17 protein-coding genes and 2 pseudogenes are annotated in these 21,012 nt (G+C 69.6%); 11 read left to right on the top strand and 8 right to left on the bottom strand.

What is annotated here, in order from left to right; all coding sequences use genetic code 11:
* Positions 1-4: 4 nt before the first annotated feature.
* Positions 5-1,009, bottom strand: coding sequence for a carbohydrate ABC transporter permease (locus QF027_RS14100; protein WP_306982441.1), 1,005 nt, complete (start codon positions 1,007-1,009; stop codon positions 5-7).
* A gap of 133 nt (positions 1,010-1,142) precedes the next feature.
* Positions 1,143-2,411, bottom strand: coding sequence for an extracellular solute-binding protein (locus QF027_RS14105; RefSeq protein WP_306982439.1), 1,269 nt, complete (start codon positions 2,409-2,411; stop codon positions 1,143-1,145).
* Between the two features lie 361 nt (positions 2,412-2,772).
* Here QF027_RS14105 and QF027_RS14110 point away from each other — a divergent pair, with 361 nt between their 5' ends.
* Both QF027_RS14110 and QF027_RS14115 read left to right on the top strand, forming a co-directional pair.
* Entirely contained in the window at positions 2,773-3,807 is a 1,035-nt protein-coding gene (locus QF027_RS14110; protein ID WP_306982437.1) for a LacI family DNA-binding transcriptional regulator, read from the top strand.
* Between the two features lie 131 nt (positions 3,808-3,938).
* Entirely contained in the window at positions 3,939-4,805 is an 867-nt protein-coding gene (locus QF027_RS14115; RefSeq protein ID WP_306982434.1) for a phosphatase PAP2 family protein, read from the top strand.
* Here QF027_RS14115 and QF027_RS14120 read toward each other — a convergent pair.
* Positions 4,802-5,683, bottom strand: coding sequence for a LysR family transcriptional regulator (locus tag QF027_RS14120; RefSeq protein ID WP_306982433.1), 882 nt, complete (start codon positions 5,681-5,683; stop codon positions 4,802-4,804). The two genes, QF027_RS14115 and QF027_RS14120, sit on opposite strands and share 4 nt — an antisense overlap.
* Before the next feature lie 73 nt (positions 5,684-5,756).
* Between QF027_RS14120 and QF027_RS14125 the strand changes: the two genes are divergently transcribed.
* On the top strand, positions 5,757-6,719 hold the full coding sequence (locus QF027_RS14125) for a DMT family transporter (protein ID WP_307074818.1): 963 nt from the start codon (positions 5,757-5,759) through the stop codon (positions 6,717-6,719).
* On the opposite strand, the gene QF027_RS14130 is transcribed toward QF027_RS14125, so the two are convergent.
* The gene (locus tag QF027_RS14130; RefSeq protein ID WP_307074820.1) at positions 6,707-9,694 is read right to left on the bottom strand and encodes a bifunctional [glutamine synthetase] adenylyltransferase/[glutamine synthetase]-adenylyl-L-tyrosine phosphorylase; all 2,988 of its coding nucleotides are present in this window, start codon (positions 9,692-9,694) and stop codon (positions 6,707-6,709) included. The two genes, QF027_RS14125 and QF027_RS14130, sit on opposite strands and share 13 nt — an antisense overlap.
* Positions 9,695-10,027: 333 nt before the next feature.
* On the opposite strand from QF027_RS14130, the gene QF027_RS14140 reads away from it, so the two are divergent.
* A complete protein-coding gene (locus QF027_RS14140) occupies positions 10,028-10,537 on the top strand; it encodes a pyridoxamine 5'-phosphate oxidase family protein (protein WP_306982426.1) in 510 nt (169 codons plus the stop codon).
* A 40-nt stretch (positions 10,538-10,577) separates the two neighbouring features.
* The gene (locus tag QF027_RS14145) at positions 10,578-11,012 is read left to right on the top strand and encodes a VOC family protein (protein WP_307074822.1); all 435 of its coding nucleotides are present in this window, start codon (positions 10,578-10,580) and stop codon (positions 11,010-11,012) included.
* 49 nt (positions 11,013-11,061) lie between these two features.
* Here the strand turns inward: QF027_RS14145 and QF027_RS14150 are convergent.
* Positions 11,062-11,274, bottom strand: a pseudogene (locus QF027_RS14150) (glutamine synthetase); the annotation flags it as partial.
* A gap of 252 nt (positions 11,275-11,526) precedes the next feature.
* On the opposite strand from QF027_RS14150, the gene QF027_RS14155 reads away from it, so the two are divergent.
* The gene (locus tag QF027_RS14155) at positions 11,527-11,778 is read left to right on the top strand and encodes a ribbon-helix-helix domain-containing protein (RefSeq protein WP_306982423.1); all 252 of its coding nucleotides are present in this window, start codon (positions 11,527-11,529) and stop codon (positions 11,776-11,778) included.
* Complete coding sequence (locus QF027_RS14160) at positions 11,779-12,213, top strand: type II toxin-antitoxin system VapC family toxin (RefSeq protein WP_307074824.1); 435 nt, start codon at positions 11,779-11,781, stop codon at positions 12,211-12,213. It abuts the gene before it with no gap.
* A gap of 357 nt (positions 12,214-12,570) precedes the next feature.
* Here the strand turns inward: QF027_RS14160 and glnA are convergent, their stop codons facing one another.
* Complete coding sequence (glnA, locus tag QF027_RS14165; protein WP_057611816.1) at positions 12,571-13,932, bottom strand: type I glutamate--ammonia ligase; 1,362 nt, start codon at positions 13,930-13,932, stop codon at positions 12,571-12,573.
* A gap of 340 nt (positions 13,933-14,272) precedes the next feature.
* Here glnA and QF027_RS14170 point away from each other — a divergent pair, with 340 nt between their 5' ends.
* The 3 genes from QF027_RS14170 (at position 14,273) to QF027_RS14180 (ending at position 17,658) form a co-directional block, all read left to right on the top strand.
* Positions 14,273-14,932 carry a DUF3105 domain-containing protein gene (locus tag QF027_RS14170; protein WP_306982417.1) on the top strand — a complete coding sequence of 220 codons (660 nt, stop codon included), beginning with the start codon at positions 14,273-14,275 and terminating at the stop codon, positions 14,930-14,932.
* Positions 14,933-14,943: 11 nt separating this feature from the next.
* The gene (locus tag QF027_RS14175) at positions 14,944-15,546 is read left to right on the top strand and encodes a DUF305 domain-containing protein (RefSeq protein WP_306982414.1); all 603 of its coding nucleotides are present in this window, start codon (positions 14,944-14,946) and stop codon (positions 15,544-15,546) included.
* Between the two features lie 171 nt (positions 15,547-15,717).
* On the top strand, positions 15,718-17,658 hold the full coding sequence (locus tag QF027_RS14180) for a S53 family peptidase (RefSeq protein ID WP_307074826.1): 1,941 nt from the start codon (positions 15,718-15,720) through the stop codon (positions 17,656-17,658).
* Between the two features lie 78 nt (positions 17,659-17,736).
* Here QF027_RS14180 and QF027_RS14185 read toward each other — a convergent pair whose 3' ends face one another.
* On the bottom strand, positions 17,737-18,165 hold the full coding sequence (locus tag QF027_RS14185; RefSeq protein WP_307074828.1) for a hypothetical protein: 429 nt from the start codon (positions 18,163-18,165) through the stop codon (positions 17,737-17,739).
* A 142-nt stretch (positions 18,166-18,307) separates the two neighbouring features.
* On the opposite strand from QF027_RS14185, the gene QF027_RS14190 reads away from it, so the two are divergent.
* Entirely contained in the window at positions 18,308-20,368 is a 2,061-nt protein-coding gene (locus tag QF027_RS14190; RefSeq protein WP_307074830.1) for an NAD(+) synthase, read from the top strand.
* Positions 20,369-20,644: 276 nt separating this feature from the next.
* Here QF027_RS14190 and QF027_RS14195 read toward each other — a convergent pair.
* Positions 20,645-20,901: pseudogene (locus QF027_RS14195) on the bottom strand (VOC family protein); the annotation flags it as partial.
* Between the last annotated feature and the right edge of the window lie 111 nt (positions 20,902-21,012).

A 21,012-nucleotide genomic window follows, 5' to 3' on the forward strand; every position in this document is an offset into this window, starting at 1 on the left:
TGCCTCAGATCGCGAGCTGCTGGTCATTGCGGTTCAGCCAGCGGCGGTAGAAGGAGGTGAAGACGATCAGTATGGCCAGCAGCAGGATGCCGTACGCGGCCGACTGGGCGAAGTCACGCGGCTGCTGTCCGAAGCCCAGGTGGTACGCCCAGGTGACGAGGATCTGCGCGTCGGGCGCGGTGTTGCCGAACATCAGGAAGAGCACGGCGAACTGGTTGAACGTCCAGATGATGCCGAGCAGGACGACGGTGGAGCTGACGCTCCTGAGTCCCGGCAGGGTGACGTACCGGAACCGCTGCCAGGCGCTCGCGCCGTCCATCTCGGCGGCCTCGTAGAGGGAGGCGTCGATGGACTGGAGTCCGCCGAGCAGCGAGACCATCATGAACGGCACACCGCACCAGGTGTTGACCATGATCGCAGCGAACCGCTGCCAGAAGGTGTCCTCGAGCCATGCCGGCGAGGGCAGATGCAGCGCGTCCAGTGCGGTGTTGATGATGCCGCCGTCGGCGAGCATGAAGCGCCAGCCGAAGACGGTGACGAAGGTCGGCACGGCCCAGGGCAGCACCAGGATCAGCCGGTACAGCGTCCGTCCCCGCAGCTTCTGGTTGAGCAGCAGCGCGAGGCCGAGGCCGATGCAGTAGTGGAGGGCGACACACAGGGCCGTCCAGACGATCGTCCAGATGAAGTGCGACCAGAAGCGGTCGTAGGCGGTGTCGCCCCACAGGATGTCGGCGTAATTGTCGAGGCCGATGAACTTGTAGGTGGCGTCGATGTGGTTGACGCCGATCGTGCGGGCCGTGTTGAGGCTGTTGGCGTCGGTGAGCGTGAGGTAGACGCCGTAGACCAGGGGGTACAGCACGAGGACGCCGAGAACGATCGCCACCGGAGTGATCATCGCGTAGGCGTACCAGTGCTTCTGGTAGTTCTGCTTCAGGCGTTGGCCCCGCCCGGGCCGTGGCGCGCGCTCACCGTGCCGTTTGCCGGTGGCGCGGTCGATGGCGACTGTCATGTTCGACACCTTCTGAAAGTTCTGCGGCTCTGAGAAGTGGCTGGGCCGAGCGGCCGGCCGGGGCGGCCGGGCACAGGCCGGTGGCCGCCGGATCCCTCCCCCCATGACCGGGAGATCCGGCGGCCACACGGGCTCACTTGCTGAAGTCGGGCACCAGCTTGGCGAGGGCGGTCTCCGCGTTGCTCAGGCCCTTGTCCAGGGACTCCTTGCCGCCGGCGATCTTGACCAGCTCGGTGTCCAGCGGGGTCAGCAGGGAGCTGTACTCCGGCAGGGCCACGCGCGGCTGGGCGGAGGAGAGGACCGACTGGTATCCGGCGATGCCCGGGTCGGCCTTGACCTCTGCGGTGTAGGCGTCGTCGCGGGTGGGCAGCGTGGAGTTCTTCAGCGCGATCTGCGTCTGCGACTTCGCGGAGGTCATGAAGCCCACGAACTTCTCGGCCGCCTTCTGGTGGGCGGAGTCCGAGCCGGCGTAGACCGAGAGGTTGTGGCCGCCGGTCGGGGCGCCCGCCTTGCCGCTGGAGCCGGCCGGGACGGTGGCGATGCCGAGGTTGTTCTTGTCCTTGAAGGCCGAGCCCTTGTAGAAGTTGGTGATCTCCCACGGGCCCTGGATGATCGCGGCGACCTTGCCGTTGACGAACGCGTCCTGGATGTGGGCGTAGGCGTCGGCGGTGGTGTCGGCCTTGTGCAGGCCCTTGCCGGAGAAGAGGCTCAGCCAGGTGCCGTAGCCCTTCTTGGCGGCGTCGGAGTTCACCGTGATCTTCTTGGCGGTGGCGTCGACGGTGTCGGTGCCCTCGCCGTAGAGGAAGGTCTGGGCGTAGTAGGCCGCGGTGGAGCCCCAGTAGCCGTCGACGCCGGTCTTCGACTTGATCGTGGCGGCGGCGGCCTTCAGATCGTCCCAGGTCTTGGGGGCCTCGACGCCGGCCTTCTCGAAGAGCTGCTTGTTGTAGACCAGGGCGAGTGTGTCGGTGACGAACGGCACGCCGTAGGTCTTGCCGTCGTACTGGGCCTGCTTGATCAGGTTCGGCTTGAACTTGGCCTGGTCGGCGAGGGCCTCGGTGCCGTCGAGGGGCAGGAAGAAGCCCTTCTTGGCGAAGGCGGGGGTCCAGCCGACGTCGGAGCGCAGCACGTCGGGGGCGCCGCTCGCGCCGGCGGCGGTGTCGAACTTGTTCTGCGCCTGGTCGAAGGGCACGTTGACGTACTTGACCTTGATGCCCTTGTTGGCGGCCTCGAAGTCCTTGATCAGGGCCTGGTACGTCGGCGCCTCATTGGTGGCGTTGGAGGTGTCCCACCAGGTGATGGTCACCGGACCGTCGGCCTTGTCGCCGCTGTCACTTCCGCCGCAGGCCGTCGCCGCGAGGGCGAAAGACGCCACCAGCGCTGTGGCCGCTATGCCACGCCGCATGAGTTCTCCTTGAGGGTGAAAGCCCGTGTGCTGCGGGGAGAGGTCCCGTCTGCCCTCCCCGTCTGCCGACTGCGCCTTTGCGGCCGCCGGGCGAGTGGGAACGTAACAGCGATGCAAGGCTTGCGAAAGAGCTTGCAGCAAAAAAGTGCAAGAGACTGCGGAAGTTACCCCGTTGTGATCCCTTGTCGACCGTCACGAGACCCTTGTTTTACGGGGCTGAGCGGGACGACTACGGGTTGTGCAAGACTCTGCAAGCTCTTGCCATCCCCCTCCCGGACGGGAATCATCCCCTTACGGGACAGAGGGCACCGACCAGAACAGAGGGACCGCGATGACGATACGGCCGGTACAGTCCGGTGCCGTGACCACACGGCTAGCCGACATCGCTGCTCAGGCGGGCGTGAGCGAAGCGACCGTCAGCCGCGTCCTCAACGGGAAGCCGGGGGTCGCCGCCACCACCCGCCAGTCCGTGCTGGCCGCACTCGACGTGCTGGGCTACGAACGCCCGGTCCGGCTGCGGCAGCGCAGCGAGGGACTGGTGGGCCTGATCACCCCGGAGCTGGAGAATCCGATATTCCCGGCCCTGGCCCAGGTGATCGGCCAGGCGCTGACCCGGCAGGGTTACACCCCGGTCCTCGCCACCCAGACCCCGGGCGGCTCCACGGAGGACGAACTCACGGAGATGCTCGTCGACCGGGGCGTGGCGGGCATCATCTTCGTCTCCGGGCTGCACGCGGACACCTCCGCGGACATGCAGCGTTATGAGCAGCTGCGGGCGCAGGGGGTGCCGTTCGTGCTCGTGGACGGGTTCTCGCCGAAGGTGCAGGCGCCGTTCATCTCCCCCGACGACCGCGCGGCGATGGCGCTGGCGGTGACGCACCTGGTGTCGCTGGGGCACAGGAGGATCGGCCTCGCCCTCGGTCCGAAGCGCTTCGTGCCGGTCCAGCGCAAGATCGAGGGCTTCGTGCGCACCATGCAGGACCAGCTCGGGCTGGCCGCGGCGACCGTCGAGGCGGACCTGGTCCAGCACTCGCTCTATACCCTGGAGGGCGGCCAGGCGGCCGCGACGGCGCTCATCGAGCGTGACTGCACTGCGGTGGTGTGCGCGAGCGACATGATGGCGCTGGGCGCGATACGGGCGGCCCGGCAGCGGGGTCTGGAAGTGCCGTGGGACGTCTCGGTCGTGGGTTTCGACGACTCCCCGCTGATCGCCTTCACCGACCCACCGCTGACGACGATCCGCAAGCCGGTGCCGGCCATGGGGCAGGCGGCGGTACGGACGTTGCTGGAGGAGATCGGTGGAACGCCCGCGCCGCACAGCGAGTTCGTGTTCATGCCGGAGCTGGTGGTGCGGGGTTCGACGGCTTCGGCACCTGGGGACCGCACTCGTCCGTAGGGTGGAGAATCCGGGCTTTCACCAGTGCGCTGGTAGGAGAACGGGACAGTCTTCCCGTCGTAGGACATGCGTCCCGAACCCGACCGCGGGATGATCGGTGGCGTAAGGCATTTCTGGCAGACTTCATGTCTATGGGTGACTCGACCGTGACCAGCCTGGAAGACCGCGAGACCGCGGCCGCTCCGGACTCCCTCATGGCCGCGGACGGTCCGGGTCTCCTCCGCCGCCTGCGCACCCCGCGCCGCCCGCGCCTCTGGTTCGAGATCCTGCTGATCGCGGTGAGTTACTGGACGTACTCACTGGTCCGCAACGCGGTTCCGGAGCAGAAGAGTGAGGCGCTGCGCAACGCCGACTGGATCTGGCGGATGGAGCACCATCTGGGCATCGCGGTCGAGGAGTCCGTGAACCACGCGGTGAACTCCGTGACTTGGCTGGTCGTCGGCATGAACTACTACTACGCGACGCTGCACTTCATCGTGACGCTGAGCGTCCTGGTCTGGCTCTACCGCAGCCACCCCGGCCGCTACGCGGCGACGCGTATGGTGCTCTTCGCGACCACGGGCGTGGCGCTGGTCGGTTACTACCTGTATCCGCTGGCACCCCCGCGGCTGATGAACGGCGGCCACTTCGTCGACACGGTCATGGTCCACCAGACCTGGGGCTCGATGGCCTCCGGCGACCTGAAGCACATGTCCAACCAGTACGCCGCGATGCCGTCCATGCACATCGGCTGGTCCCTGTGGTGCGGCCTGACGATCTTCGCGCTGGCGTCGGTGCCGTGGGTACGCGTTCTGGGCCTCCTCTACCCGACGGCGACGCTCCTGGTCATCGTCGCCACCGCCAACCACTTCTGGCTCGACGCGGTCGGCGGCATCCTGTGCCTGATGTTCGGCTTCATGGTGGCGCGAAACTGGTACGGGGCGCTGCCGTACACGTTGCCGAAAGCGGTACCGGCGAAGCCGAAGGCCACTCCGCGGCCTGTCAAGGCCACTGGCTAGCCCGCGGCCGCCTCCCGCAGTGCCTCGACGAACGCATCGAGTGCCGGTTGCGGCAGCGCGGTCCGCCGTACGGCCGCGTGGATCGCCCGTGACGGCTCCGGGCCCCGGATCTGCCGTACCGCCACGTCCGGATGCCGGCCCCCGAGCCCCAGCCGCGGGATCAGGGTCACCCCGAGTCCCGCCGCCACGAAGCCCTGTGCCGTGGCGTAGTCCTCGCTGTCCACGACGAAGCGCGGCTGGAACCCTGCCGTGGCGCAGGCGGTGAGCTGGGCCTCGAGACAGGGGCCGGGCCACTCACTGCCGACCCAGGGTTCGTCGGCCAGGTCGGTCAGGTGGATCGATCGGCGGGCCGCGAGGGGATGGGCCGCGGGGAGCACGGCCAGGTACGGGTCGTCGAGCAGATGCAGCAGTCGTACGCCGTCCTCGTCCGACGGTCCCACCACCAGCGCCAGGTCCGCCCGCCCCTCCCGTACGTCCGGCAGCGGGTCGGGTCCCGTCAGCTTCAGATCGATCTGCACGCCGGGGTGTTCGGCCCGCAGCCGTGCCACCGCGGGGGCGACCAGACGGGCTCCGGCCGTGGCGAAGTAACGCACCGAGAGCCGGCCCGTGCGGCCCGCGAGGAGATCCCCGAGGGCCGTCTCCGCCTCGGCGACCTGCCGGCCGATCGCCTCCGCGTACTCCGTGAGCAACAGCCCGGCGGCCGTGGGCCGCACACCCCGCCCGACCCGTTCGAGGAGCTCGGTCCCGGCCTCCTTCTCCAGAGCCGCCACCTGCTGGCTGATCGCGGAGGGCGTGTAACCGAGCCGGGCCGCGGCCGCCGTCACCGAGCCGTTGCTCACCACGGCCGCCAGCATCTGCATACGTCGCACATCAAACATGTACTCCAGCTTAATGATCGGTCCAGAATCTTTCACTTGTCCTGTTGGGTCTGGCCGGGGGACGGTGGAGGACATGTCCCCCGCCTCCACTCTGCGTATGGCCGTCCTCGCCCTCCTCTGGGGATCCGGCTTCCTCTGGATCAAGCTCGCCCTCGACCACGGCCTCTCCCCCGCCCAGATCACGATCGCGCGGTGCGTGTTGGGCACGGCTGTGCTGTTCCTCCTGGCCCGCGCGGCCGGTCAGCGGCTGCCCCGCTCCCGCTCCACCTGGGGCCATCTGATCGTCGCCGCACTGTTCTGCAACGCCATCCCCTTCGCTCTGTTCGCGGTCGGTGAGCAGAGCGTCGACTCCGGTGTCGCGGGCGTCCTGAACGCGACGACCCCGCTGTGGTCCCTGCTGATCGGCGTCCTGCTCGGCACCGACCGCGACCTGCGCCCCCTACGGCTGACCGGCCTGCTCCTCGGCTTCGCAGGCACCGTGCTGATCTTCGCCCCCTGGCACCGCTCGGGCCTGCTGACCTGGGGCGCCCTGGCCCTCCTGGCCGCCGCCACGAGCTACGCCGTGGCCTTCGCGTACATGGCCCGCAAACTCACCTCCGGGCAGGCCCCGTTGGCCCTGTCCACCGCCCAACTCCTCATGGCGACCGGCTGGACCACCCTGTCCCTGCCGTTCGCGGGCCCCGTGGACACCGACCTCACCGGGTTGGCGGCGGTCACGGCCCTGGGCGTCCTGGGCACCGGCGTGACGTTCTACCTCAACTACCGCTTGATAGCCGACGAGGGCCCCACAACGGCGGCCACGGTCGGCTATCTGCTGCCGGTCGTCTCGGTGACCCTGGGCGCGGTGCTGCTGGACGAGCGGGTGGGGCCGAGGGTGCTGGCGGGCATGGCGATCGTGCTGACAGGGGTGGCGCTGACACGCCCCAAAGGGGCGCGGGGCTGTGCCGATATGCGGCTCCGCCGCAGGGCGCGACAAGCCCCCACCGGCCGGCAGCCGAAGACGGTGGCCCGCCCGGCGAAGAACTACGCCCCGTAGAACAACTCGTCCACCACACCCCGAGCCCGCCGAGCAGTCCGTCGGTAGTCATCGAGCATGTCCCCGACATGCCCCGCCTCATACCCCAAGTACCGGCCCACAGCGGCGAGTTCACGCGTCTCCGTCGGAAACGTGTCCCCGGCCCGCCCCCGCACCAGCATCACCGCGTTCCGCACCCGCGTGGCCAGCACCCACGCCCCGTCGAGGACCTGGGTGTCCTCCTCGGAGATCAGCCCGACCGCCCGCGCGGCAGCGAGCGCCGCCCGGGTGCGGGTGGTCCGCAGCCCCGGCTCGCCGGCACCGTGCCGCATCTGGAGGAGCTGGACCGTCCACTCGACGTCGGACAGGCCACCAGGGCCGAGCTTGGTGTGCAGCTTGGGGTCGGCGCCGCGAGGCATCCGCTCGGACTCCATGCGCGCCTTCAGCCGCCGTATCTCGCGTACGGCGTCGTCGCCGAGGCCCGCCGTCGGATAGCGCAGGGGATCGATCAGTTCGACGAACCGGCGGCCCAACTCCTCGTCCCCGGCGACCGGTTCGGCCCGCAGCAGGGCCTGTGACTCCCAGACCAGCGACCAGCGGCGGTAGTAGGCCGCGTACGACGTCAACGTGCGTACCAGCGGCCCGGACTTGCCCTCCGGGCGCAGGCCGGCGTCGATGAGCAGCGGTGGGTCGGCGCTCGGGATCTGGAGCAGGCGGCGCATCTCGGAGACGACCTTGTTGGCGGCCTCGGAAGCCTCCCGCTCCTCGACGCCCTCGCGCGGCTCGTGGACGAACAGGACGTCCGCGTCGGAGCCGTAGCCGAGTTCGTGACCGCCGAAGCGGCCCATGCCGATCACGGCGAACCGGGTGGGCAGGGTGTCGCCCCAGCCCTCCCGGACGACCGCGCGCAGGGTGCCGGCGAGGGTCGCGGCGGTCAGGTCGGACACGGCGGCACCGACGCGCTCCACCAGGGCGCCCTGGTCCGGCTCGGCCGGCTGGGTCTCGGTGCCGTAGGAGCCGACGATGTCCGCGGCGGCCGTACGGAAGAGTTCGCGGCGGCGGACACCGCGGGCCGCCGTGACGCCCTGGACGGCGCCGCCCGCGCGGCCGACCGCGGCGAGTATCTCCTGCTCGAGACCGGCCCGCCCGCGCGGAGCCAGTCCGCCGCCCTCGCCGTCCCCGAGGAGCGCCACGGCTTCGGGTGCGCGCATCAGCAGGTCGGGGGCGAGGCGTCCGGCGGACAGGACGCGTGCGAGGTTCTCTGCGGCGGCGCCCTCGTCCCTCAACAACCGTAGGTACCAAGGGGTCTTGCCCAACGCGTCGGACACCTTGCGGAAGTTGAGAAGTCCGGCGTCCGGGTCGGCGGACTCGGCGAACCAGCCCAGCATGACCGGGAGAAGAGTGCGCTGGATGGCCGCCTTGCGGCTGACGCCGGAGGCCAGGGCCTCCAGGTGCCGAAGGGCGGAGGCCGGGTCGGCGTACCCGAGCGCGACCAGCCGCTCGCGCGCCGCCCCGGCGCTCAACCTGATCTCCCCGGGGCCGAGTTGGGCCACGGCGTCCAGCAGCGGCCGATAGAAGAGCTTCTCGTGCAGGCGTCGTACGACGGAGGTGTGCCGCTTCCACTCGCGGTTCAGCTCGGTCACCGGGTCGGCCCGCAGACCGAGGGAGCGGCCGAGGCGGCGCAGGTCGGCCTCGTCCTCGGGGACCAGGTGGGTGCGGCGCAGCCGGTAGAGCTGTATGCGGTGCTCCATGGAGCGCAGGAAGCGGTAGGCGTCGTCGAGCTGTGCCGCGTCTGCACGTCCGACGTAGCCGCCGGCGGCGAGGGCCTGCAGGGCGTCGAGGGTGGTGCCGCTGCGCAGCGAACGGTCCTCGCGGCCGTGCACCAACTGCAGGAGCTGTACGGCGAATTCGACGTCCCTGAGCCCACCGGGGCCGAGCTTCAGTTGCCGGTCGAGCTCGGCGACGGGGATGTTCTCCACGACCCGGCGCCGCATCTTCTGCACGTCGGCGACGAAGTTCTCGCGCTCGGCGGCCTTCCAGACCAGGGGTTCGAGGGCCGCGACGTACTCCTCGCCCAGCTCGAGGTCGCCGGCGACCGGGCGGGCCTTGAGGAGGGCCTGGAACTCCCAGGTCTTGGCCCAGCGCTGGTAGTAGGCGAGGTGGCTGGCGAGGGTGCGGACGAGCGGGCCGTTTCTGCCCTCGGGCCGCAGGTTGGCGTCGACGGGCCAGATGGACCCCTCGACGGTGGTCTCGGAGCAGACGCGCATCATGTGGGAGGCGAGCTTGGTGGCGGCGCGCAGGGCCTTGCCCTCGTCGGCCCCGTCGACGGCTTCACCGACAAAGATCACGTCCACGTCGGAGACGTAGTTCAGCTCGTGGCCCCCGCACTTGCCCATCGCGATCACCGCGAGCCGGCACAGCGCGGCGTCGTCGGGTGCGGCCGCCCGCGCTATGGCGAGCGCGGCGCGCAGGGTCGCGGTGGCGAGGTCGGCGAGTTCGGCGGCGGTCTCGGCGAGGTCGGTGGTGCCGCACACGTCACGGGCGGCGATCGACAGCAGACAGCGGCGGTAGGCGACGCGCAGGGCGACAGGGTCGGTGGCCTCGGCGAGCCCGCGTTCGAACTCCTCGACGCCGGGGTGCAGATCGCGCGGCTCGTAGGTGACGAGGGCATGCCAGTCGCCGGGGTGCCGGGCGAGATGCTCGGCGAGCGCGGCGGACGCGCCGAGCACCCCGAGCAGCCGATCGCGCAACGGCTTCGCCGCTATCACGGTGTCGAGCAGCTCCCGGCCGGGCTGCGCCTCCAGGAGCCGTACGAGACCGTGCAGCGCGAGGTCGGGGTCGGCGGTCGCACCGAGCGCCTCCAGCAGTACCGGGTCATTGCGTACGCCGCTCAGCTCCGCGCTGTCGAGCAGCCGCTCGGCGGCCGACGGATCGGTGAAACCGTGCCGCAGAAGCCGCGTGAAGGTACTGCTCCTGCGCCCCGGCGCCGCCGTCATCCCCGGCCTCCCGTCCGATCAAGGTCGTATCGATTGAGCCTAACCGGAGAGTCGGGGATGAGCGCCGGGGAGCGGGTGGGGGGATTTGTGGGTGGGGGTCGCGGCGGGGCGCGGACGGACGATTCCCGGGTGAGGGCCCGGCGGGACGCCGCCCGCCGCCGCAGGCAGCCCGCCCGCCTCACCCACCGCGAACCGCACGGCGCAGATCGCCGCACAGCGCGTCGTCTCCCCCAGCACGGTACGCAAGCAAGTGGAGAATGCCTTCGGCAGACTGGGGGTGTCGAGCCGGACCGCCGCGGTGGCCCGGGTGTTCCCCGAGCCGGAGGCTCTGTGATGACCGAGCAGGAACCCGAGACCCACCTCGACCCCCGCTACAGCGACCCCGACGCGACGGCGCACTCCTGGGCCGACGCCGAGTCGCTGCTGGCCGCCGCCGAACTGTTCTGGATCTCGACGGTACGACCGGACGGGCGCCCGCACGTCACGCCGTTGCCGGGCGTGTGGGCGCACGGGGCCCTGCACTTCTGCACCGGCCCCGAGGAGCGCAAGGCGAAGAACCTGGCGCACAACGCGCACGTGGCGCTGACGACCGGCACCAACATCTGGGACAGGGGCTACGACCTGGTGGTGGAGGGCGAGGCGGTGCGGGTGTCCGACGACACGCGTCTGCGGGAGCTGGCCGCCGCGTGGGAGGCGAAGTACGGCGACTTCTGGCGCTTCGAGGTGAGGGAGGGCTATTTCCATCACGGACCGGGACACGCCGTTGTCTATGCGGTGGCGCCGCGCACGGTTTTCGGCTTCGGTAAGGGACAGCCGTTCAGCCAGACGCGGTGGCGCTTCTGAGAACGGCCCTCTGTACTGACGTCGACAAGGGAGTCACGCCATGGACATGAGCCTCGAAGTCATCCTGCTGCCGGTCACGGACGTGGACCGCGCCAAGGAGTTCTACCGCGACACGGTCGGCTTCCACGTGGACCTGGACGGCGAGGTGATGGAGGGCGTCCGCATCTGCCAGCTGACCCCGCCCGGCTCCGGCTGTTCCATCGCCCTGGTGGACGGCCTCCAGGTGCCGACGGGAGCCCCGAAGCCCGGAACGTACCACGGCATGCAACTGTGTGTGACGGACGCGAAGGCGGCGTACGAGGAACTCACCTCTCGCGGCCTGGACGTCAGCGAACCGGTCCAGTTCGCCCCGCAGGACGGCGCCACCTTCATGTACTTCAAGGACCCGGACGGCAACGGATGGGCGATCCAGGAGTACAAGCGCCGCGAGACGGAGCCCCTGCACCAGGTACTGGCCCAGCAGGCGGCGCGGTAGCAACGCCGAAGGGGGCACGGTCCCCCGCGCCCCCTTCGGCAGGAAACCCCTACAGCACCGGCAGGTTCTTCCGCAGCTCGAAGGCGGTCACCTCGGAGCGGTACTCCTTCCACTCCTGCCGCTTGTTGCGCAGGAAGAAGTCGAAGACGTGCTCGCCCAGGTTCTGGGGCAGGGGCTCGATGCCCATGGCGCGGCGCTCGGAGTTGGAGAGGGCCCAGACGTCGTCCTCGGCGCCCGGCGGGAGCTCGTAGCCCTCCTCGATCGCCCCTGGTCGACGGCCCCGAACGCCTCGTCCCGGACACGACGGGCCAGGGCGCTACGGCGGATGCCCTCGCGGATCAATCTGGACTCCGACACGCCCAGCCGGGCCGGGCGTCCCTGACCAGCCCGAGGTCACCGTCGACACGGACACTGAGGCGCTTCAGAACACGCTTCCAAGGGATGAGACGTGAACCGCCACGGTGTGGAACTCGTACGCCGAGCGGCAATGTATGGCAGGCGTACCATATAGCCCATGAGTCTGAAACGCACGACGGTCTACCTTGAGGACGAAGATCTCCGCAACCTCAAAGCCACCGCCTCCCGCAAAGGAATCAGTGAGGCCGAGCTGATCCGCGAGGGCGTCCGTCTCGCGATCGCACGCAACCGCGCGTGGGACGAACCCGCAGGTCTCCCTGTCCTCGACAGCGGGGACCCCTCCTTCGCGGAGCGGTCCGACGACATACTGCGGGACACCGGTTTCGGCGACTGGAGTCGGGCCTCATAGGTGATCGCCATCGCCGGCACCTCGGGCATCATCGCCTCCGTCGATCGCAGTTGCCCCGAACACAAAGCAGCTCGCCAGGTCATGGACACAGCGGGCCTGCTCGTCATCCCGCAGCTCGTACTCGCCGAACTCGACCACCTGCTCAGCGGCCGGTTCAACAAGGACGCCGCCGGGCAGGTCATGGACCAGCTCATTGCGCAAGCGCGGACCGGGCGCTACCTCCTCGGCGACGCCAGTGCGGATGTCCTCGCGGACGCCCGGCTCGTCCAAGGCCGGTACCGGGACCTCGCGCTGGATCTGACCGACTCGGTCATCACCGTCTTGGCACGGGAGTACGCCACTGACGCTGTCCTCACTCTGGACCGGAAGGACTTTCGAGCCATCCATCCGCTCACCGCACACCCGGCGTTCCGGCTCCTGCCCGACGACCTGTAGGCGCGCGACAGCGTCACCGGGGGCGAGATCGAGTTCCGCCCAGATCGTTTTGCAGGGGGCGGGTCCGTCGTCTACGCCCCACAGTCGGCGTACGCCGCTACGAGGACCCCGACTCTGCGTCCAGGGCATCGCGTCGGGGGGCGTACGGGCGGTGTTCGCCCCGGGTGTCGGTCACGGCGATCCGGAGAGTGCCCGTGACGGAGAGTGTGAGCGTCAGGCGGAAGTCCCGGCCAGAGTCGCGGCGTCCGACACCGGACGGCCCAGGGACTGCCCAGGACCAGTGACGCAGTGAGGCCGACGGTCCGTGACCGTCGGCCTCACTCGGTCGATCAGCGGAAAACCCGCCCTGACCTGCGTTTACAGCACCGGCAGGTTCTTCCGCAGCTCGAACGCCGTCACCTCGGAGCGGTACTCCTCCCACTCCTGCCGCTTGTTGCGCAGGAAGAAGTCGAAGACGTGCTCGCCCAGGGTCTCGGCCACCAGGTCGCTGCGCTCCATCAGGGTGAGGGCCTCGCCCAGGTTCTGGGGCAGGGGCTCGATGCCCATGGCGCGGCGCTCGGAGTTGGAGAGGGCCCAGACGTCGTCCTCGGCGCCCGGCGGGAGCTCGTAGCCCTCCTCGACGCCCTTGAGGCCGGCGGCCAGGAGCAGGGCGTACGCCAGATACGGGTTGGCGCCGGAGTCGATGGAACGGACCTCGATACGGGCCGAGCCGGTCTTGCCGGGCTTGTACATCGGGACGCGGACCAGGGCGGAGCGGTTGTTGTGGCCCCAGCAGATGTAGGAGGGGGCCTCGCCGCCGGCGCCGGCGGTGCGCTCCGAGCCGCCCCAGATGCGCTTGTACGAGTTCACCCACTGGTTGGTGACCGCCGCGATCTCCGCCGCGTGCTTGAGCAGGCCCGCGATGAAGGAGCGGCCGACCTTGGAGAGCTGGTACTCCGCGCCCGACTCGTAGAACGCGTTGCGGTCGCCCTCGAAGAGGGAGAGGTGCGTGTGCATGCCGCTGCCGGGGTGCTCGGAGAACGGCTTCGGCATGAAGGTCGCCTGGACGCCCTGCTCCAGCGCCACCTGCTTCATGACCAGGCGGAACGTCATGATGTTGTCCGCCGTGGAGAGCGCGTCGGCGTACCGGAGGTCGATCTCCTGCTGGCCCGGGGCGCCCTCGTGGTGCGAGAACTCGACCGAGATGCCCATCGACTCCAGCATGGTGATCGCCTGGCGGCGGAAGTCCATGCCGATGTTCTGGGGGGTGTGGTCGAAGTAGCCGGAGTTGTCGGCCGGGGTCGGGCGCGAGCCGTCCAGCGGGCGGTCCTTCAGCAGGAAGAACTCGATCTCCGGGTGGGTGTAGAACGTGAAGCCCAGGTCGGAGGTACGGGCCAGGGCGCGCTTCAGCACATACCTGGGGTCCGCGAAGGACGGGGAGCCGTCCGGCATGAGGATGTCGCAGAACATCCGGGCCGTACCGGGGGCCTCGGCCCGCCACGGAAGGACCTGGAAGGTCGACGGGTCCGGCTTGGCGATCATGTCGGACTCGTATACACGGGCGAAGCCCTCGATCGCGGAGCCGTCGAAACCGATTCCCTCGTCGAAGGCCTGCTCCAGCTCCGCCGGGGCCACGGCCACGGACTTGAGGAAGCCCAGCACGTCCGTGAACCACAGACGTACGAACCGGATGTCGCGTTCCTCCAATGTCCGGAGCACGAACTCCTGCTGCTTGTCCATCTTCCGCTTCCCCATCCTTGCTGGTCAGGCCGCCTGTCTCCGTGTCCCGCAGGAGGCGGTCGGGCACCTGAGCATCACACCACAACAGCATTTCGTGCGCGTTGCCGACCTTGATCGTCCCGGCGACCCGGGAGTGAACGCCTCGCATGCGGCGGATGTACTGCTCTGCCGCCCATCTTGCCTGCTCGGACCGTCATACGTAATGCCCGGCCCTTCCCGTCTCACCGCGCGCCCGGGGTTTCCTGTGGGCTCCCTGCGAGAAGTCACCCCCGCCCCACTACGATCAGCAGACCGATCGTCACCATCCGACCCGCCCCTTTCCCCCAGAAGGACACACCTCATGGGTTCCGCCAAGAAGAGCACCGCCTCGGCACGCAAGGCGCGCATAGAGGAGATGCGGCGCGCCGAACAGGCCAGAGAGCGCCGCAACAGGATCCTCACGATCGCCGCGAGCGTGGTCGTCGTCGCCGGTCTGGTCGTCGGCGGCATCGTGCTGGTGCAGTCGCAGTCCGACGACAGCACGGCGGCCGACGGCAAGGGGAAGGGTCACTTCGTCACGGGCTCGGACGGTGTGAAGACCTGGAAGGGCACGCTGGGCCGCAACCATGTCGCCAAGACGGTGGACTACCCGATGGAGCCCCCGGTCGGCGGTGACCACAACCAGGTCTGGATGAACTGCAACGGCGACGTCTACACCAAGGCGCTCAACAACATGAACGCCGTGCACTCGCTGGAGCACGGCGCGGTCTGGGTGACGTACACCGACAAGGCCAAGAAGTCCGATGTCGAGGCGCTCGCGGCGAAGGTGAAGAAGACGCCGTACACGCTGATGAGCCCCGACGACAAGCAGAAGGACCCGATCATGCTGTCGGCGTGGGGCCACCAGCGGACGGTGACGGGGGCGAACGACCCGAACGTCGGCAAGTTCTTCGAGAAGTTCGTGCAGGGCGCGCAGACGCCCGAGCCGGGCGCGGCGTGCACGAGCGGTCTGTCGCAGTGAGGTTCGCGGGGGTGGCCGTGGCCGTGGCGGGCGTGCTCGTCGCGGCCGGCGCGATCACCTACGCCGTGGCCGAGGACGGCGGCTCGGCCGAGACCCCGTCCGCCGGGTCCGCGGACGCCGGTTTCGCGCGTGACATGGCCGTACACCACCAGCAGGCCGTCGAGATGTCGTACATCGTGCGCGACCACACCAAGGACGTCGAGGTGCGGCGGCTCGCCTACGACATCGCGCAGACGCAGGCCAACCAGCGCGGGATGCTGCTGGGCTGGCTGGACCTGTGGGAGCTGCCGAAGGTGTCGGCGGATCCGCCGATGACGTGGATGGACATGGGTGACATGCCGTCGGCGGGCGAGGGTTCGCTGATGCCGGGCATGGCGACCGACAGCGAGATGAAGAAGCTGGGCACGCTGAACGGCAAGCAGGCCGAGATCTTCTATCTGCAGTTGATGACGGACCATCACAAGGGCGGCATCCACATGGCGAAGGGCTGTGTCGAGCGGTGCACGGTCGGTGTGGAGAAGCGGCTCGCGCAGGGGATGGTCGACGCGCAGCAGTCGGAGATCGACCTGATGGCGGGCATGTTGAAGGAGCGGGGCGCGAAAGCGCGTTCCTAGAGGGTCGCAGAGGGTTATCCCTCGGTCTTCGCAGCGTCTTGGTCCCCAAATGGCTTTGTCATTAGGTTAATTGGGCTCTTCTTGGTACTCGCATTCCCCTGGCATGAACGGTTCATCGAAAGAGTGACGACGGTCGAGTGATCACTCGCGACGAACCGCACAGGGGGTTCCATGAGATCCAATCGCGCCAAGGTGCGCGCCGGAGTGAGCATGGCGGCGACACTGCCGATGCTCGCGGGCGCGCTGGCGCTCGGTATACCCGCGGCGCACGCCGCGGACACCCCGAACCGGGACACGCTGGCCGGGACCAAGCCCGCGTGGGCCACGGCCAAGGCCGACAAGGGCGCCACCTCGGACAGTTCCAAGGTCTCCGCCCGGGTCTACCTGGCCGGCAAGAACGCCACCGGGCTCGCCGCCTACGCGAAGGCCGTGGCCGACCCGAGCTCGGCGTCGTACGGCAAGTACCTGAGCGCACAGCAGGCGAAGCAGCGTTTCGGCGCCACCGCCGCCCAGGTCGCAGCCGTCAAGTCCTGGCTGACGTCCGCCGGACTGAAGGTCACGGACGTGACCGAGCACTACGTCGCCGTCAGCGGTGACGTGGCCGCCGTCGAGAAGGCCTTCGGGACCCAGCTGCACAACTACACCAAGGGCTCGAAGACCTACCACGCCCCGGCCAAGGCCGCCTCCGCGCCGGCCGCCCTCGACGGTGCCGTCCTGACCGTCACGGGCCTGGACAACGCGCCGCACAAGGCGAGCAGCAAGGACCAACTGCCGCCGCCGGACGCCGTGTTCAAGAACGCCGGGCCGTTCTCCTCGTACTACGGCTCGAACACCGCGAGCACGCTGCCCGCGGCCTACGGCTCGAAGGTCCCGTACGCGATCAAGGGCTACACGGGCAAGCAGCTGCGCGCCGCCTACGGCGCGGGCACGTACACCGGCAAGGGAGTGCGCGTCGCCATCACCGACGCCTACGCCTCCCCGACCATCGCCTTCGACGCGGCCACTTACGCGAAGAAGAACGGCGACGCCGCCTACACCAGCGGCCAGCTGAAGCAGGTCCTGCCCAAGAACTACACCAAGACCGAGGAGTGCGGGGCGGCCGGCTGGTACGGCGAGGAGACCCTCGACGTCGAGGCCGTGCACGCGGTCGCGCCGGACGCGAACATCACGTACGTGGGTGCCGCGTCCTGCTACGACGACGATCTGCTCGACTCGCTCAGCAAGGTCGTCGACAACCACCTGGCCGACATCGTCTCCAACTCGTGGGGCGACATCGAGGCCAACCAGACGCCGGATCTCGCGGCCGCCTACGACCAGGTCTTCCAGTTCGGCGCGGTCGAGGGCATCGGCTTCTACTTCTCCTCCGGTGACAACGGCGACGAGGTCGCCAACACCGGGACGAAGCAGGTCGACACCCCGGCCAACTCGGCGTGGGTGACGGCGGTCGGCGGTACCTCCCTCGCCGTCGGCAAGGGCGACAAGTACCTGTGGGAAACCGGCTGGGGCACCGAGAAGGCCCTGCTGTCCGCGGACGGCAAGAGCTGGACCAACTTCCCCGGCGCGTTCACCTCCGGTGCGGGCGGCGGCACCAGCAAGACGGTCGCCGAGCCCTTCTACCAGAAGGGTGTCGTCCCGGACGCGCTCGCCACGGCCAACAACGCCGCGGGCAACCGTGTCGTTCCGGACATCTCCGCGATCGCCGACCCGAACACCGGTTTCCTGGTGGGGCAGACGCAGACCTTCCCCGACGGCTCGCAGCAGTACAGCGAGTACCGCATCGGCGGCACGTCGCTGGCCTCGCCGGTGATCGCGGCCGTGCAGGCGCTCGCCCAGCAGGCGCGGGGCGGCAAGGCGATCGGGTTCGCCAACCCGTCGATCTACGCGAAGTACGGCTCGAAGGCCTTCCACGACGTCACGGACAACCCCACGGGGTCCGGACTCGCGGTGGCCCGCACCGACTTCGTCAACGGCTATGACGCCAGCGGTGGTCTGACCGTCTCGGTCCGCAGCCTCGGCAAGGACAGCTCGCTGTCCGCGGTGAAGGGATACGACGACGTCACCGGCGTGGGCACGCCCGCGAACGGTTACGTGCAGTCGTTCGGCCGGAACTGATCCGGACGCGCGTCCACAGGGGCCCGGTCCCGAAGGTGAGAACCTTCGGGGCCGGGCCCTCGCGCATGTCCCGCCCGGCTAGTTTCCCGACACGCGGCCCGCCCGCCCGCGGCGGCCGCTCATCACGTGGATCACGCAACCCGCCACCAGCACGAGCGCCCCGGCGACGAGGAACGGAACAGGCGTGTACTCGTCGGTGCAGGCCTGCCCGCCCGGCACCGCGTGGCACACCTGCCCCGGACCGCCCCGGTTCAGGTACGCGAGGTAGAACAGCGGCAGAGCCACTCCCGAGACGCCGCCCACGACAGCACGTCCAGGTCCCCTGCGGAGCAGGAACACCGCGGCCACCGCGGCGAGTACGACGAAGGCCGCGCCCACCGTCAGGATCGCCGCGAGGCCGACGCCTCCGCACGCTCCCACCAGGAGCCAGGCCAGGAACCAGCCCCATCCCGCCGCACGGCCCGGGCCGTCGTCTCGCGTGCCGCTCATGCCGGTCATGCCGCTCATTGAAGGCAAGGTCATGACAATCCGGCAAGGGGCATCCAAGGATCATTGCCCGGCCATCACCCAGACATGGCTTCGAGCAGACCGTCCTGCACCGCGGAGGCCCCCTCCCCTATCGCGTCGCTCTGACGATTACACTGATCGCGTGTCTGCCTTGAACTTCTGGTCGATCTATCAGCACGGGTTCGCACGCGTCGCGGCGTGTACGGGTCACACCGTCATCGCGGATCCGCCCGCCAACGCCGAAGCGGTTCTGCGGCACGCGCGCCAGTGCGGCGACGAGGGGGTCGCCGTCGCCGTCTTCCCGGAGATGGGGCTGTGCGGCTACTCCATCGAGGACCTGCTGCTCCAGGACGCGCTGCTCGACGAGGTCGAGGCGGCGCTCGCGGAGGTGGTGGCCGGGTCGGCCGACCTGCTCCCGGTGCTGGTCGTCGGCGCTCCGCTGCGCCACCGCAACCGGGTCTACAACTGCGCGGTGATCGTGCACCGCGGCCGGGTCCTCGGTGTCGTACCGAAGTCGTACCCGCCGAACTACCGGGAGTTCTACGAGCGTCGGCAGATCGGCGACGGCGCCGACGAGCGCGGCGGGTCGATCCGGCTCGGCGGCGGGAGCGTGCCGTTCGGCGTGGACCTGCTGTTCGCCGCCGAGGACGTCCCCGGACTCGTGCTGCACGCGGAGATCTGCGAGGACATGTGGGTGCCGGTGCCGCCCAGCGCGGAGGCGGCCCTCGCCGGTGCGACCGTCCTGGTCAACCTCTCCGGCAGCCCGATCACGGTCGGGCGGGCCGAGGACCGCAAGCTGCTGTGCCGCTCCGCGTCCTCCCGCTGCCTCGCCGCCTACGTGTACGCGGCGGCCGGTCTCGGCGAGTCGACCACCGACCTGTCCTGGGACGGCCAGGCCATGGTCTACGAGAACGGCGTGCTGCTGGCCGAGACGACACGGTTCCCGCTCGGCGACGAGTACGCGGTGGCCGACGTGGACCTGGACCTGCTGCGGCAGGAGCGGATGCGGATGGGCACGTTCGACGAGAACCGGCGTACTCATCGGGGGCGGACCGGTGACTTCCGGACGGTGTCGTTCGAGCTCGACCCGCCGTCGGGCGACCTGGGCCTCAAGCGCCGCCTGGAGCGCTTCCCGTTCGTGCCGGCCGACGCCGAACGGCTCGCCCAGGACTGCTACGAGGCCTACAACATCCAGGTCGCGGGCCTCCAGCAGCGGCTCGCGGCGATCGGCGGCCCGAAGGTCGTCATCGGGGTGTCCGGCGGCCTCGACTCCACGCACGCGCTGATCGTCGCCGCCCGCGCGATGGACCGCGCGGGCCGCCCGCGCAGCGACATCCTGGCCTGGACGCTGCCCGGTTTCGCCACCAGCGACCACACCAAGGGCAACGCCCACAAGCTGATGCGGGCCCTCGGCGTCACCGCGGCCGAGCTGGACATCACGCCGACCGCACGGCTGATGCTCCAGGAGATGGGCCACCCCTTCGCCTCCGGCGAGCCGGTCTACGACGTCACCTTCGAGAACGTCCAGGCGGGCCTGCGCACCGACTACCTGTTCCGGCTGGCCAACCAGCGCGGTGGCATCGTGCTCGGCACCGGCGACCTCTCCGAGCTGGCGCTCGGCTGGTCCACGTACGGCGTGGGCGACCAGATGAGCCACTACAACGTCAACTCCGGTGTGCCGAAGACGCTGATCCAGCATCTGATCCGCTGGGTCATCAGCAGTGAACAGTTCGACGCGGAGACCGGCGACATCCTCGCCGCGATCCTCGACACCGAGATCAGCCCGGAGCTCGTACCGGGTGAGGAGATGCAGTCGACCGAGTCCAAGATCGGCCCGTACGCGCTGCACGACTTCACGCTCTTCCATGTGCTGCGCTACGGCTTCCGGCCGTCGAAGATCGCCTTCCTCGCCTGGCACGCCTGGCACGACGTCGATGCCGGTGCCTGGCCTCCGGGCTTCCCCGAGGCCAAGCGCGGGACGTACGACCTGCCCGAGATCCGGCGGTGGCTGGAGGTGTTCTGCAAGCGCTTCTTCGCGTTCGCGCAGTTCAAGCGGTCGGCGATGCCCAACGGGCCGAAGGTCTCGGCCGGCGGTTCGCTGTCGCCCCGCGGTGACTGGCGGGCGCCGTCGGACAGTTCGGCGGGGGCCTGGCTGCGGGATCTGGAGCGGTTCGACCAGGCCGGTGGGGGCGGGCGAGCCTGAAGTTCAGCCGTCCGTCCTGACCGGTGCGCCGCTGCGCCCACTCCCCCGCCCGGTCATCCAGGCCGGTGGAGTCGGGCAGCTCCGGAGTTCAGCCGTCTGTCCTGACCCGTGCGCCGCTGCACCCACTCCCCCGCCCGGTCATCCAGGCCGGTGAAGTTGGGCAGCTCCGGAGTACAGCCGTCCGTCCTGACCCGTGCGCCGCTGCACCCACTCTCCCGCCCGGTCATCCAGGCCGGTGGAATTGGGCGGCTCCGGAGTTCAGTCCGTCCTGACCGTGCGCTGCCCGAAGGCGCTGTCCGCCAGGGACGTGACGACCCCGGCGCCGGCCGCGACCGCCCGGGAGAACGTCGCGTCCGCGTCCTGGACGAACGCCCGCAACAGGCCAGGCATGACAGGCCAGTCCGCGCGCCGGTCGAAGGCCAGGATGTCGCCGATCCGGATCTCGCCGTGGCCGATCGAGCCGTGTCGTCGGTGACGACCCCGGGCGCGACGGTGGTGTAGCCCTCGGGCGCGGCGCTGGTCCGCTCGGGCATGTCGGCTCCTTCGCGGCTGTCGGCTGTCGGCTGTCGACGACCACGACGTCAGGAGCGCAACAGGTCAGTTCCTGTCCTGGACGCGGAGCGCCCCGCCGACGGGGGAAGATC

The sequence above is a fragment of the Streptomyces canus genome (genome assembly GCF_030816965.1).
Lineage (GTDB): Bacteria > Actinomycetota > Actinomycetes > Streptomycetales > Streptomycetaceae > Streptomyces > Streptomyces canus_E.

Coding starts and splice junctions, on each gene's coding strand:
- QF027_RS14100 (WP_306982441.1), bottom strand. CDS start 1,009: ATGACAGTCGCCATCGACCGCGCCACCGGCAAACGGCACGGTGAGCGC.
- QF027_RS14105 (WP_306982439.1), bottom strand. CDS start 2,411: ATGCGGCGTGGCATAGCGGCCACAGCGCTGGTGGCGTCTTTCGCCCTC.
- QF027_RS14115 (WP_306982434.1), top strand. CDS start 3,939: ATGGGTGACTCGACCGTGACCAGCCTGGAAGACCGCGAGACCGCGGCC.
- QF027_RS14120 (WP_306982433.1), bottom strand. CDS start 5,683: ATGTTTGATGTGCGACGTATGCAGATGCTGGCGGCCGTGGTGAGCAAC.
- QF027_RS14125 (WP_307074818.1), top strand. CDS start 5,757: ATGTCCCCCGCCTCCACTCTGCGTATGGCCGTCCTCGCCCTCCTCTGG.
- QF027_RS14130 (WP_307074820.1), bottom strand. CDS start 9,694: ATGACGGCGGCGCCGGGGCGCAGGAGCAGTACCTTCACGCGGCTTCTG.
- QF027_RS14140 (WP_306982426.1), top strand. CDS start 10,028: ATGACCGAGCAGGAACCCGAGACCCACCTCGACCCCCGCTACAGCGAC.
- QF027_RS14145 (WP_307074822.1), top strand. CDS start 10,578: ATGGACATGAGCCTCGAAGTCATCCTGCTGCCGGTCACGGACGTGGAC.
- QF027_RS14155 (WP_306982423.1), top strand. CDS start 11,527: ATGAGTCTGAAACGCACGACGGTCTACCTTGAGGACGAAGATCTCCGC.
- glnA (WP_057611816.1), bottom strand. CDS start 13,932: ATGGACAAGCAGCAGGAGTTCGTGCTCCGGACATTGGAGGAACGCGAC.
- QF027_RS14170 (WP_306982417.1), top strand. CDS start 14,273: ATGGGTTCCGCCAAGAAGAGCACCGCCTCGGCACGCAAGGCGCGCATA.
- QF027_RS14180 (WP_307074826.1), top strand. CDS start 15,718: ATGAGATCCAATCGCGCCAAGGTGCGCGCCGGAGTGAGCATGGCGGCG.
- QF027_RS14185 (WP_307074828.1), bottom strand. CDS start 18,165: ATGAGCGGCATGACCGGCATGAGCGGCACGCGAGACGACGGCCCGGGC.